The organism is Pseudoclavibacter soli DSM 23366, from assembly GCF_000423505.1.
In the GTDB taxonomy this organism is placed as follows: domain Bacteria; phylum Actinomycetota; class Actinomycetes; order Actinomycetales; family Microbacteriaceae; genus Pseudoclavibacter_A; species Pseudoclavibacter_A soli.
On sequence record NZ_AUIC01000003.1, the window covers coordinates 37,232 to 49,916 of the forward strand.

Genomic DNA, 12,685 nt, shown 5'->3' on the forward strand with positions numbered 1-12,685 from the left:
CGCGGCGCATCACTCCAGCGAGATCAGATCGGCGTACTCGGCCGTCCAGATGTCTTCAGTGGCCTCGGGCATGATCAACACTCGCTCGGGGTCGAGCGCCAGTACGGCACCCTCATCATGGCTGACCATGATCACCGCGCCTTCATAGTGTGAGAGCGCGTCAAGAATCTGCTCACGGCTGGCAGGGTCGAGGTTGTTGGTCGGCTCATCGAGCAGCAGCACGTTCGCGCTCGACACCACCAAGCGCGCGAGGGCCAGACGCGTCTTCTCGCCACCAGAGAGCACCCCAGCCGGCTTGTGCACATCGTCGCCGGTGAATAGAAACGATCCGAGCACGCTGCGAGCCTCGCGCTCGCTCAGGTCGGCCCCGGCCAGCATGTTCTCTAGCAGAGAGCGGTCGCCGTCGAGTGTTTCGTGCTCTTGTGCGTAGTAGCCGAGTTTTGCACCGTGGCCGAGCTCCACTACGCCAGAGTCTGCTTGGTCAACGCCGGCGAGGATGCGCAGCAGCGTGGTCTTGCCCGCACCGTTGAAGCCCAAGATGACCACACGAGAACCGCGGTCGATGGCCAGATCGATTGAGGTGAAGATCTCGAGCGAACCATAGCTCTTGGAGATACCCTTTGCCATCAAGGGCGTGCGACCACACGGTGCAGGCTTGGGGAATCGAATGTTGGCCACACGGTCTTCTTGGCGCGGCCCCTCCAGCCCAGACAGCAGCTTTTCGGCGCGTCGGCGCATCTGGTGCGCCGCAGCGGCCTTGGTGGCCTTCGCGCCGAAGCGAGCAGCCTGCTGTTCAAGCTGCGTGGCTGTTTTTTCAGCGTTGGCTCGTTCACGCTTGCGCCGTTCTTCATCGGCTTCACGCTGGCGCAGATAGAGTTTCCATCCCATGTTGTAGATGTCGATGGTCAAGCGAATGGCATCGAGGTAGAACACCCGATTCACTGTCTCTTCGATCAGCCGCACGTCGTGGCTGATCACGATCAGCGCACCCTGATACTTCTTGAGAAAATCGCGCAGCCACACCACCGAGTCATGGTCGAGGTGGTTGGTCGGTTCGTCGAGCACCATGGTGTCGGCGTTAGAAAAGAGAATGCGCGCAAGGTCGACGCGGCGGCGCTGCCCGCCAGACAGCGTGCCGATCGCCGCGGAGAGCATGTCGTCGCCGATGCCCAGGTTGTTGGCGATGACGGCTGCCTCGGATTCAGCGGCATAGCCGTCCAGTGCTTCGAACCGGTCTGTCAGCCGACCAAAGCGAGCCATGGCACGCTCGGCGACTTGAGCATCCGACGACCCCATATCGTTCTGAGCCTGCGCCAGCTGCTCAGAGATGTGACCGAGTTCGCGGGCGTCGAGAATGTGGTCGAGCACCCGCTGCTCAGGGTCTGCCGGTTTCGGGTCTTGTGCCAGGTAGCCGAACACCCCACGTCGATCGACTGAGCCCTCGGCCGGCTGCAGCTCGCCAGCGAGCACTTTGGTGAGTGTGGTCTTGCCGGCTCCGTTGCGCCCGACCAGGCCGACCTTGTCACCCTTGTCGACGCGGAAGCTCACGCCGCTCATCAGGGTGCGAGCACCGACCCGGATCTCAAGATCTTTGACAGCGAGCACGCGGCAGCACCTTCATCAGTCGTGGGTTGCGGCGCGGATTCGCGCCAAGTGCTCAGTATACGTGCTGAACATCAGTATGGGGCGGGCCGGTCTTCGTCGACCGAACCCGCCCCAGCATCATGGGTGTGCCCTAGATCAGGCCTCCGGGTCGTCGAAGACCCCGACCGAGAGGTAGCGCTCACCGGTATCGGGCAGCACCGCAACCACCGTCTTGCCGGCGTTCTCTGGGCGAGCAGCGATGATGGTCGCCGCATTCACAATGGCACCGGCTGATGATCCGATCAGCAGCCCCTCGGTGCGGGCCAGCTCTCGCGCTGTTGCGTAACCGGCGTCGGCCTCGACTGGCACGATCTCATCGGCGATCGCGATGTCGTAGTTGTCGGGTAGCAGTTCGGCCTCGATGCCGTCGACTTTGTGCACTCCGTCGATCTCGTGCGGGTAGACGTTGTCTTCGCTGGGCAGCGACGATTCACCTGGCTCGATCACAATGACCTTCAGGTCAGGGTTGCGCTCTTTGAGGTATTTGCCCGCACCAGAGACGGTACCGCCAGTGCCCACGCCGCCGACCAAGAAGTCGACCTGACCATCGGTGTCTGCCCAAATCTCGGGCCCAGTGGTCTCGTAGTGCTTCTGCGGGTTCACCGGGTTGCCCAGCTGATTGGCGATGAACGACCCCGGGTTCTCACTCTCGGCGCGAGCAAAGAGCTGCTCGAGTGCAGAGGGGTCAAGGAACAGACTGTTGGGCACGCTCACCACGTCGGCGCCGAAGGCACGAATGATGCGCTCTTTATCGGGGCTGGTGTTGTCACCAAGATAGAACTTTGCACGGTAGCCGCGAGCGGCGGCGATCGCAGCCAGTGCGATGCCGGTATTGCCGCTGGTGATGTCGACGATCAGCTGACCGGGCTTCAGTTCACCCTTGCGCTCTGCGTCATCGATGATCGCCCAGGCGATGCGATCTTTGATGCTGCCCACCGGGTTGAAGTACTCGACTTTGCCGATCAGACGAGCCGGCAAGTTGTGCTTTTCGGCGTATCGGCTGAGCTCGAGCAACGGTGTGTTGCCGATGAGATCGACGATGCTGTTGTGAATCTTGGCCATTTCGCTCCATTTGATCGATGTGAGGGGAATCGTGAACCGAATCTATTGGTCTGCGACACGTCGCGATAGACAAAGTGACACAGAGTGAAACACAGCGGTACAGCCCTCGCGACACCTGAGGGTACAAATCGGCGGTTTGTGACGCTGCCAAGGCTCTGCCCCGCCCGTCGGTGCTCTAATGAGGCACTGTCGCGCTGAGCGACACACCCATCACGAGGGAGATCTTGTGCGGATCGCCCCCATTTGAAAGAGAGCATCGTATGAGCAACGAGACTTCTGACCCGAAGCACGACCAGCAGGCGGCGTCACACGCCGCGGAGCCAGTCGAAAACGCCCTCGACGCCGACGCGCCCAAGGGCGTTTCACGTCGCGCTGTACTGACGACCGTCGGGGTCGCAGCCGGTGTCGCCGCGGTAGGCGGCGGAGGCTGGTGGTACTGGAAGCAGCAGAACAAGCTCCAAGTCACTCAGTCGTGGGCAGACCGAGAACTCGCACTCACCTCCCCCAGCGGGGTCTGCGAGGCTCCGCTCATCATCGCCTACGAGAAGGGCTTCTTCTCAGATGCTGGTCTCAATGTCTCGCTGAAGAAAACCGGTGACGGAGAGGACACGACCGCGGCCGTTGGTTCTGGCAAGTACGTCGCTTCGAACGGCATCTTCTTCAACTACCTCGGGCCGATCTACAACGGCACTCCAGTCAAGCTCTCCGGTGGGCTCCACCACGGCTGCCTCGATCTCTACGTGCGCAACGACGACAGCATTTCGCAAGTCGCCGATCTCAAAGGCAAGAAGATCGGGGTCAGCAAGCTACAGGGCTCTGCCGTGAACTTCTTCTCTCTTGACTTGCTTGACGCGGGCATCAACTCGAGCCCCGAGGCCAAGCAGGTTGAATGGGTGCAGATCGAGCAGGCGCTGCTGCCCAAGGCGCTCGAAGACGGCACCGTCGACGCCATCGCCACCAGTGGCGGCTATCTGCCCATCATCGAGGCCGTCGACGCAGGAACTGCCAAAGAGCTCTCCAGCAACAACATCGCCGACGGGCTGAGCAACAACGCTGACGCCCCCTGCTGCGCGGTGGTGCTCAACAGCGACTTCGTCTCGCAAGACCCGGTGACCGCGAAGAAGCTCGTTGAGGCCTGGTCAGAAGGCTCGCGCTGGGCTGGAAACAATCTCGAAGAAACTGCCCAGATCGAGGCCGACGGCAACTACATCAGCGGCACGGCAGAAGAGGCGCTCGCGGTGCTCAAGACGCTCACCTTCGATCCCTCGCCGAAGAACCTGCGCGAGCAGCTTGAGCCGGGCATCGAGAAGTACAAGCAGACCGGCTTCTTGAACTCTGATGTCGATCCGTCAGTGCTGGCCGACAAGGTCTTCGTCGACCTCGACTTCGATTACTGATTCGCGGAGCAGCTGAACCATGACCTCAACCTCGATCGTCGATCGCGCAGTGGTGGGTGCGTCGGCGCCCGTAGCGCCCACCACCGCCGCGTCGGCCACAGTGCTCTCTGCCGAGCGAATCCATGCCGCACTCGAACGTGTCACGCACCCTGAGCGCATCAACCCGGTGCTCACTTCGCTGGGTATCCTCTCGTGGGTGGCCGTCGCTTTCACCGGCTTGGTGCCCAACCACGCTGATCTGCCGCTGCGCGACGGCGAGATCCTCAATCGCACCGAGTCACTGTGGACTGCTTTGACGCTGGGCGTCGCGGCACTGGCGGCATTAGTCTGGGCAGCATCCGCGCTGCCCGGACGCCTCGGGGCTTGGGCACACGCGCGCACCGCGCGCGGGTCGGCCTGGCTGCTTGGGGCTGGGGTCTGGTTCCTGTTCTGGGTGCTGTCGACAGCAAAGTCCCTCCTGCTCAAGCCGCCCTATTTTGTGGCACCGCAAGAGATTCTTGGTGGCATCCTCGACGAAACCACCCTGCTGCTCGAAAGCCTCGGCAACTCGCTGCTGCTGTTGGGCATCGGCTTTCTGGTCGGTCTGGTCACCGGTCTGCTCACGGGCGTCACGATCGGCTGGTATCAGGCCGCCAACTACTGGGTCAACCCGATTCTGATCTTCATCGGGCCGGTGCCCTCCCTGGCTTGGGTGCCCATCGTGTTCGTGCTGGCGCCGACCGCTTACAGTGGCGCGGTGTTCATGATCGCCCTCAGCGTGTGGTTCCCGGTTTCGGTGCTCACCCGTGCCGGTGTGCTCAGCGTTCCCAAAGCCTATTTTGACGTCGCACAGACTGCCGGTGCCCGAGCATGGTTCCTTGTGCTGCGGGTGAGCCTGCCGGCCGCTCTGCCGAGTATCTTCACGGGCCTGTTCATGGCACTCGGCGCGTCGTTCGCCTCGCTGGTGGTCGCCGAGAGCTTCGGGGTGAACTCCGGGCTCGGCTGGTACCTCAACTGGAAGAAGAGCTGGGGCGACTTCAACGGTCTGTATGGCGGCATCATCGTGCTGATCCTCGTCTGCGGTGTCACTCTGACCCTGCTGTTTCGCGTTCGCAGCTGGGTGCTGCGCTGGGAGAAGGAGTTGGTTCGATGGTGAGCACACACACGGCACAAAAGTCGGCCCAGGTCTCGATCACTCGCGTCACCCAGGCGTTTCGCAGCAATGGCAGCGATCTTGCCGTGCTCGACGACCTCACGTTGGATGCTGCTCCCGGAGAGTTCGTCGCATTGGTCGGCCCCAGCGGGTGCGGCAAGTCGACGCTGCTGCGACTGCTGGCCGGCCTCGACCGACCCCTGTTCGGCACCCTCGAGGTCGATGGCACGCCGGTGCGCGCACCATCGCCAGATCGAGCCTTGGTCTTTCAAGACCCAACGCTGTTTCCGTGGCGCACGGTACGTCAGAACGTCGCACTGGGGCCGTCAGCACGAGGCGCCCTCAAGAAGTCACAGCAGCGCATCGAGGAGGCGCTTGAGCTGGTGAATCTCACTGACTTTGCCGATTCGTGGCCGGCCCAGCTCTCGGGAGGCATGGCTCAACGTGCAGCTCTGGCTCGCGCGCTGGTCAACGATCCCTCAGTGCTGCTGCTCGACGAACCGCTTGGCAAACTCGATGCGCTCACGCGCCGGGTGCTGCAACAGGAGATTCTCTCGCTCTGGCAGCGCCAGCGATTCACTGCCTTTCTGGTCACCCATGACGTCAATGAGGCGCTGTTACTGAGTGACCGGGTTGTGGTGTTCTCGCCGCGCCCCGCACGCATCCGTGAGATCATCGAGATCAATCTACCGAGACCGCGTGACACCGCCTCCCCCGAGTTCATCGCTCTGCGTGAGAGAATTCTTGGGTTGCTTGACGAAGAGGGTGCCGGCCACGACCAGCCGACCCGTGAGACGGAGAGACACGACTGACCATGACCGTGCGCACTGCCCGTATCGGGCGACCACTGATGGCATTCACACTGACGGCCGGCTTGGTCGTCGGTCCGGCAGCTGGCGGATTCGCCCACGTGGCGGTCGACGCCTCCTCCGACGAACCAGGCGACTATTCAGTACTGACGTTTCGGGTGCCCACTGAGTCTGACACAGCCAATACCGTAAAGGTCGACACTCACCTGCCCACCGATACACCGTTCACCTCTGTGCGCGTGCTCCCGGTTGCGGGGTGGAGTGCACAGCTGGTGCGCACCGACTTCGACACCCCAGTGCAAGATGCTCATGGCAACACGCTCACCAGTGCGGTCACTGAGGTCATCTGGACAGCTACCGGCGCCGGTATCGCGCCTGATGAGTTCGGCGAGTTCACCGTGCAGGTCGGCCCGCTGCCCGACAGTGGCACCGTCTACTTCCCCACCGTGCAGACCTATTCCGACGGCACCACTGCAGCATGGAGTCAGCAGGCCGACCCCAGCCAGCCCGAGCCGGCAACTCCGGCACCGCTGGTGACCGTCGCTGAAGCCGACGACGATGCCGACACCGCGCAGCCTGTCGAAGTACCCGGCGCGCTGTGGGCACTTTCAGCAGGTGGGGCCACCGCTGCCCTCGGGGCCCTTGTGCTCTCCGTGATCGCGCTGCGTCGTATTGGGCGCCCTTGACCGTGGCTGCGCGCGCGCGTTCTCTTTCCTCACTGGCTGCTCTGGCACTCCTACTCACGTTGCAGGCAGTCTTCGGCGTGATCTTTGCCGACTCGGCCTCCGCACATGCCTATGTCATCGCGACTGATCCGGCCAATGGCACCGAACTCGACGAGGCACCGACGCAGGTGACCGTGACCTTCGACGAGGCGGTCACCTTCACCGGGCGCGAAGGTGCTGTGCGGGTCATCGATTCCGAGGGCAATCGAGTCGACACCGACGCAGCGACCCTCGATGATGATCGCCTCGTGCTGCGCATCCCGCTGCAGACCGACCTGCCTGAGGGGCTCTACGTCGCGAGCTGGTCTCTGGTCTCAGCAGATACGCATCCGATCGGAGGCTCACTGCAGTTCGGCTACGGAGTGCCGGCTACTGCGCTGGTCGCCGAAGATGCCGTGCAGCCCGATGCCCGCCTGACTGCTGCGGTCGGTATCACCAAGGCGATCACCTACGGCGGACTCGCCCTGGGCTTCGGTCTGCTGCCCACCGCTTTGCTGCTGGCTGCCGAACAGCGGCAGCAACGCGCCGCTCGCCGAGCGGCGCTCATCGGTCTGGGCATCACGGTGATCTCCTCAACCGTGCAACTCGTGCTGCAATATGCCTGGACCATCTCAGCCGCGCCAGACGACGGCACCGGATGGAGCGGTTTCTGGACGTTCAGCTCCAGCGCCTATGGCACCGCCATCGGCCTGCGCGTGCTGATCTGTCTCGCCGCAGCCTGGCTGGTGGCGACCTGGTCACAGACCACCCGTGCGCGCATCCTTGCTCTCATCGGGCTCGGCGTGGCCGCTGTGGCAACCGTTGTGCAGAACGGGCATGGCGGCGCAGGGGCATGGTGGCAGTATCTCTTCACGCTGGTGCACGGGGTTGCCGCGGTCACCTGGATCGGCGGGCTGCTCGCAATGGGCTGGCTTCTGCTGCTACAGCGGCTCACCGCGGCGCGACTGCGACAACTGCCTTGGTGGTCGCTATTCGCTGGCATCAGCGTGGCCGCGCTCGTGATCTCGGGGCTCGTGCAGTCGCTCGCTCAGGTGGGCTACCCAGGCGCATTGTTCACCACACAGTACGGACTCGTTCTTTCGGCCAAGCTCGTGCTCGCCATCGTCGCCTTGGCGCTGGGCGCCTGGGGGTTCGTATGGGTACGGCGACAGCTGCGCGAGTCGACCACTGGGCGACCGGCCGAAGGGCAGACCGCACGGTTGCGTCATCGTGTGCGCATCGAGGCGATCGCAGCCATTGGCATCATCGCGCTCTCGGGGGTGCTCTCGTCGCTGACACCTGCCAAAGCGGCGTATGCTCCGGTGACAACGGCACAGACCGCTGCGGGCCCGTATGATTTGACGGTCACGATCTCGCCGACGCGCTTGGGCCCTGAGACGATCACGGTGATCGCCGTGCGACGCAGCGGCGACGATAACACCCCATTGGCACAGCAGGTCGAGGTGTCACTCAGTCAGCCCGACGGTGGTGTGCAGGCACTTGCCGTGGAGATGCCCTACCGGGTGCCCCAGAGCATCAGCTCAGGGCAGCCGACTCCGGTGCGCTTCACCAGTCAAACGGTCACGGTGCCGAGCACCGGCGAATGGACCGCCATGGTGACGGTCGTCGACAGCGAGATCGAGCAGTATACGAAGACGGTGGTCTTCACCGTCGAGTGAGACGCACAGAGCCCGTTGCATCGAAGATGACGCAACGGGCTCTGTATGCGGGTCGGGTGAACCCTCGAGTCAGAACGCAAACCCCAAGGCACGCATCATGTCGCGGCCTTCTGGAGTGATGCGCTCCGGCCCCCACGGGGGCATCCATACCCAGTTGATGCGGAAGGAGTCGACAACACCGTTGAGTGACGCACTGATCTGCTCTTCAAGCACATCGGTCAGCGGGCAGCCCGCTGACGTAAGCGTCATGCTGATCACCAGTTCGCCCTCATCGTCGAACGACAGGTCGTAGATCAGCCCCAGGTCGACGATGTTGATGTCGAGCTCGGGGTCGACGACCTCACGAAGCGAATCTTCGATCTGGTCGTACTTCTCGGGCGTCGGCTCGGTCGTCATCAGACCAGCGCCTCATTGGGATCGAGGAAGCGATCGTAGCCTTCGTCTTCGAGGCGTTCAGCCAGCTCGGGGCCGCCCTCTTCGACGATGTGTCCCTTGACGAACACGTGCACGAACTGCGGCTTGATGTAGCGCAGAATACGGGTGTAGTGCGTGATGAGCAGCAGACCGGTGTCGTTCTGCTCGTGCACGCGGTTCACGCCTTCAGAGACGATACGCAGGGCATCGACGTCAAGGCCCGAGTCGGTCTCGTCGAGCACGGCGAACTTCGGCTTGAGCAGCTCCATCTGAAGAATCTCATGGCGCTTCTTCTCACCGCCCGAGAAGTTCTCGTTGACGTTGCGCTCCAAGAAGTCGTCGCTCATGCGCAGCTCTTTCATGGAGCCCTTGACCTGCTTGACCCAGTCGCGCAGCTTCGGGGCTTCACCGTCGATGGCGGTCTTGGCGGTGCGCAGGAAGTTGCTCACCGTGACGCCCGGAATCTCAACCGGGTACTGCATGGCCAAGAACAGACCCGCGCGGGCCCGCTCATCGGCGCTCTTGTCGAGCAGTTCTTCACCGTCGAGCTTCACCGAGCCGCCCTTGATGATGTAGCCGGGATGGCCGGCGACAGCATAGGCCAGAGTCGACTTGCCTGAGCCGTTCGGGCCCATGATGGCGTGGATCTCGCCGGTGTTGACCGTGAGGTTGACGCCGTTGAGGATCGGCTTCTCACCCTGATCGGTCTCGACGCTGACCTTGAGGTCGCGGATTTCGAGTGATGACATGCTGTGTTCCTTCTGTGCCTGTCTAGGCTTCTTCGGTGACGATCTCGCCACGGGGATTGATGTAGATGTCGCCGTCTACCACCTGCACGTGGTAGACCGGCACCGGCTCATAGGCCGGCAGAGTGAGCGGACGACCTGTGGTGAGGTCGAACTTGGAGCCATGTGCCCAGCACTCGAGCGTGCAGCCCTCGACAAACCCTTCGGCCAGCGAGATATCGCCATGCGAGCAGCGATCACCGATGGCGTGTACCTCACCGTCGGCGGTCTTGACCAGCGCGATCGGCTCGTCGCCGATGATGATGCGCAGTGGTGACTCGGCCTGCACGTCGTCGACGGGGCAGATGCGCATCAGGTCTGAGGTTTCGGCCATGCGATCACACCTCCACGTCGGCGAGCTCTGCCTCGATGGCTGCCTCGAGACGTTCTTCCAGCGGAGCGAAGCCGATACGTTGGATCACCTCGACCAAGAAGCCGCGCACGACAATGCGCTTGGCCTCTTTTTCAGAGATGCCGCGAGACTGGAAGTAGAACAGCTGTTCGTCGTCGAAGCGGCCTGTTGCCGAAGCATGACCAGCGCCGATGATCTCACCGGTCTCGATCTCGAGGTTGGGCACCGAATCGGCACGGGCACCGTCGGTCAGCAGCAGGTTGCGGTTGAGCTCATAGGTGTCGGTGCCCTCGGCCTCCGAGCGGATGAGCACATCGCCGATCCAAACGGTGCGGGCCTCATCACCCTGCAGCGCACCCTTATACGTGACTCGCGAGACGCAATTGGGCTCGTTGTGGTCAACGTAGACCTGCTGTTCGAGGTGCTGGCCGGCATCGGCGAAGTACACGCCGTCAAGCTCGACATTGCCGCCCGGCCCAGCGAAGCGCGCCGACGGGTTGACCCGCACCAAGTCGCCGCCGAGGTTGACCTCGACGTGGCGCACATGCGCGCCACGTCCGACGTTGATGAAGTGCTCGGCGTCGTGCACCGCGGTGGGGCCCCACTCTTGAATCGAGATGATGGTCAGCGAGGCCTCAGCCTCGACATTGATCTCGACGTTCTCGGCCAGACGAGCGTCGCCCTGGTTCTCGAGCACCACAATCGCCTTGCTGTGGTGGCGTGCGGTGATCACCGTATGCGCCGCGCGCGGGGTTTCGCCCAGCTCGGCACGAGTGATCACGACCGGTTCGGCGAGCTCTTGCTCGGCATCGATGGTGATCGACAGCACCTGCTCGAAGCCGCTCCACGCTGCGGCAGAGACGTAGTCTTCAGGTGTGGTCTGGGAGCTGCCGACCACGCCATCGTCGCGGCCGACCCATTCGGCGTGCGATCCCTCGGGGGTTACTGCCGCATAGGGGTAGGGTGCGCCGTCAAGCACGTCGAGCAGTGGCGAGAGACGGTCGAGCGGGGTGTTCTTCCAGACCAGCTCTCGCACTGACGGTTTGCCGAACTCGGCTACATCGGTTGACGCAAAGCGTGCCGAACGCGTCTGCACGGGAACTTGATAGCCATGGCTGTGCTCCCCAATGCCTGGTTGTGTCACGATCTCGGTCACGGTTAGCCCACGGCCCCTTCCATCTGGAGTTCGATCAGTTTGTTGAGTTCGAGCGCGTATTCCATAGGAAGCTCACGCGCAATCGGCTCGATAAAGCCACGGATGATCATGGCCATGGCCTCGTCTTCGGGCATCCCGCGGCTCATCAGGTAGAACAGCTGTTCGTCGCTGACCTTCGAGACTGTGGCCTCGTGACCCATGGTGACGTCGTCGACCCGGATGTCGACGGCCGGATAGGTGTCTGAACGCGAGATGTCATCAACCAGCAGAGCGTCACAACGCACCGTGTTAGCCGAGTGGTGAGCGTTCTCACCGAAGCGCACCTCACCGCGATATCCGGCACGCCCACCGCCACGAGCAATCGACTTGGAGACGATCGACGAGGAGGTGTACGGAGCGAGATGGATCATCTTGGCGCCAGGGTCTTGGTGCTGACCCTCGCCGGCAAAGGCCACGGAAAGCGTCTCGCCACGGGCGTGCTCACCCACCAAGTACACGCTCGGGTATTTCATGGTCACCTTGGAGCCGATGTTGCCGTCGATCCACTCCATGGTGGCGCCCTCGTGCGCAATTGCGCGCTTGGTGACCAAGTTGTAGACGTTGTTCGACCAGTTCTGGATCGTGGTGTAGCGCACTCGGGCGTTCTTCTTCACGATGATCTCGACCACGGCGGAGTGCAGCGAGTCGCTCTTGTAGATCGGCGCCGTGCAGCCTTCGATGTAGTGCACGTAGGAGTCTTCGTCGGCGATGATGAGCGTGCGCTCGAACTGCCCCATGTTCTCGGTGTTGATGCGGAAGTATGCCTGCAGCGGGATCTCGACATGCACACCCTTGGGCACATACACGAACGAGCCGCCCGACCACACCGCCGTGTTGAGCGCAGCAAACTTGTTGTCGCCGGCGGGGATCACCGTGCCGAAGTACTCTTCGAAGAACTCCGGATGCTCTTTGAGCGCAGTGTCGGTGTCAAGGAAGATGACGCCCTGCTCTTCGAGGTCTTCGCGAATCTGGTGGTACACCACCTCAGACTCGTACTGAGCCGCAACACCGGCAACGAGGCGCTGACGTTCGGCCTCGGGAATGCCAAGCTTCTCGTAGGTCTTGCGGATGTCTTCTGGCAGCTCTTCCCAAGACTCGGCCTGCTTTTCGGTGGAGCGCACGAAGTACTTGATGTTGTCGAAGTCGATGCCGCTGAGGTCTGCACCCCACATCGGCATGGGCTTGCGCGCAAACATCTGCAGGCCCTTGAGGCGGCGATCGAGCATCCATTGAGGCTCGTTCTTCAGCCGTGAGATCTCGCGAACTACGCTTTCGTCGAGCCCTCTGCGGGCGTGCGAGCCAGCCTCGTCGGAGTCGGCCCAGCCGAACTCGTAGTTGCCGAGCCCCTCGAGTTCGGGGTTCTGCTCGAGAATATCGCTCACTGTGTGTTCCTCTCTGCCCTCGCAAACGGTTGTCGCCGTCGGGCATGCCCGCCTGCCGACGAGCAAAACAACTCTAACGTCATTGTCGTAGAAAGTAACGTTTCGCCGGGCTGGTCGAATTCCCGCTTTG

General features: G+C 62.6%; 12 protein-coding genes. 5 read left to right on the plus strand and 7 right to left on the minus strand.

Annotated elements, in window-relative coordinates:
* Positions 1–9: 9 nt before the first annotated feature.
* On the minus strand, positions 10–1,605 hold the full coding sequence (locus tag G557_RS0100205) for an ABC-F family ATP-binding cassette domain-containing protein (protein WP_028244497.1): 1,596 nt from the start codon (positions 1,603–1,605) through the stop codon (positions 10–12).
* A gap of 135 nt (positions 1,606–1,740) precedes the next feature.
* Positions 1,741–2,706: a PLP-dependent cysteine synthase family protein gene (locus G557_RS0100210; protein WP_028244498.1), complete on the minus strand. Its 966-nt coding sequence runs from the start codon at positions 2,704–2,706 to the stop codon at positions 1,741–1,743.
* A gap of 260 nt (positions 2,707–2,966) precedes the next feature.
* Here G557_RS0100210 and G557_RS0100215 point away from each other — a divergent pair, with 260 nt between their 5' ends.
* From G557_RS0100215 to G557_RS0100235, 5 genes are read left to right on the plus strand one after another with little or no spacing between them, the layout of a single operon-like run.
* Positions 2,967–4,103: an ABC transporter substrate-binding protein gene (locus G557_RS0100215; protein WP_028244499.1), complete on the plus strand. Its 1,137-nt coding sequence runs from the start codon at positions 2,967–2,969 to the stop codon at positions 4,101–4,103.
* 19 nt (positions 4,104–4,122) lie between these two features.
* Positions 4,123–5,238: an ABC transporter permease gene (locus G557_RS0100220; RefSeq protein ID WP_028244500.1), complete on the plus strand. Its 1,116-nt coding sequence runs from the start codon at positions 4,123–4,125 to the stop codon at positions 5,236–5,238.
* Positions 5,232–6,047 carry an ABC transporter ATP-binding protein gene (locus G557_RS10595; protein ID WP_051223944.1) on the plus strand — a complete coding sequence of 272 codons (816 nt, stop codon included), beginning with the start codon at positions 5,232–5,234 and terminating at the stop codon, positions 6,045–6,047. Before G557_RS0100220 ends, G557_RS10595 begins: the two co-directional genes overlap by 7 nt.
* 2 nt (positions 6,048–6,049) lie before the next feature.
* Positions 6,050–6,730, plus strand: coding sequence for a YcnI family copper-binding membrane protein (locus tag G557_RS10600; RefSeq protein WP_051223947.1), 681 nt, complete (start codon positions 6,050–6,052; stop codon positions 6,728–6,730).
* A 59-nt stretch (positions 6,731–6,789) separates the two neighbouring features.
* Complete coding sequence (locus G557_RS0100235; RefSeq protein ID WP_169337729.1) at positions 6,790–8,427, plus strand: copper resistance CopC/CopD family protein; 1,638 nt, start codon at positions 6,790–6,792, stop codon at positions 8,425–8,427.
* 69 nt (positions 8,428–8,496) lie between these two features.
* On the opposite strand, the gene G557_RS0100240 is transcribed toward G557_RS0100235, so the two are convergent.
* Genes G557_RS0100240 through sufB form a run of 5 tightly spaced genes read right to left on the minus strand, consistent with a single transcriptional unit; the run spans position 8,497 to position 12,555 of the window.
* Positions 8,497–8,823, minus strand: coding sequence for a metal-sulfur cluster assembly factor (locus G557_RS0100240; RefSeq protein WP_028244502.1), 327 nt, complete (start codon positions 8,821–8,823; stop codon positions 8,497–8,499).
* Positions 8,823–9,590 (minus strand): Fe-S cluster assembly ATPase SufC, encoded by a 768-nt coding sequence (gene sufC / locus G557_RS0100245; protein WP_028244503.1) that lies wholly within the window; start codon positions 9,588–9,590, stop codon positions 8,823–8,825. Before sufC ends, G557_RS0100240 begins: the two co-directional genes overlap by 1 nt.
* A 22-nt stretch (positions 9,591–9,612) precedes the next feature.
* The gene (locus G557_RS0100250) at positions 9,613–9,960 is read right to left on the minus strand and encodes a non-heme iron oxygenase ferredoxin subunit (RefSeq protein WP_028244504.1); all 348 of its coding nucleotides are present in this window, start codon (positions 9,958–9,960) and stop codon (positions 9,613–9,615) included.
* Between the two features lie 4 nt (positions 9,961–9,964).
* Entirely contained in the window at positions 9,965–11,134 is a 1,170-nt protein-coding gene (gene sufD, locus G557_RS0100255; RefSeq protein WP_051223948.1) for a Fe-S cluster assembly protein SufD, read from the minus strand.
* 2 nt (positions 11,135–11,136) lie between these two features.
* Positions 11,137–12,555, minus strand: a complete 1,419-nt coding sequence (gene sufB, locus G557_RS0100260; protein WP_028244506.1) for a Fe-S cluster assembly protein SufB — start codon at positions 12,553–12,555, stop codon at positions 11,137–11,139.
* Positions 12,556–12,685: the final 130 nt, after the last annotated feature.

Excerpts from the sequence above, each read along its gene's own strand:
- G557_RS0100210 (WP_028244498.1), bottom strand. The coding sequence starts at position 2,706 with ATGGCCAAGATTCACAACAGCATCGTCGATCTCATCGGCAACACACCG.
- G557_RS0100215 (WP_028244499.1), top strand. The coding sequence starts at position 2,967 with ATGAGCAACGAGACTTCTGACCCGAAGCACGACCAGCAGGCGGCGTCA.
- G557_RS0100220 (WP_028244500.1), top strand. The coding sequence starts at position 4,123 with ATGACCTCAACCTCGATCGTCGATCGCGCAGTGGTGGGTGCGTCGGCG.
- G557_RS10595 (WP_051223944.1), top strand. The coding sequence starts at position 5,232 with ATGGTGAGCACACACACGGCACAAAAGTCGGCCCAGGTCTCGATCACT.
- G557_RS10600 (WP_051223947.1), top strand. The coding sequence starts at position 6,050 with ATGACCGTGCGCACTGCCCGTATCGGGCGACCACTGATGGCATTCACA.
- G557_RS0100240 (WP_028244502.1), bottom strand. The coding sequence starts at position 8,823 with ATGACGACCGAGCCGACGCCCGAGAAGTACGACCAGATCGAAGATTCG.
- sufC (WP_028244503.1), bottom strand. The coding sequence starts at position 9,590 with ATGTCATCACTCGAAATCCGCGACCTCAAGGTCAGCGTCGAGACCGAT.
- G557_RS0100250 (WP_028244504.1), bottom strand. The coding sequence starts at position 9,960 with ATGGCCGAAACCTCAGACCTGATGCGCATCTGCCCCGTCGACGACGTG.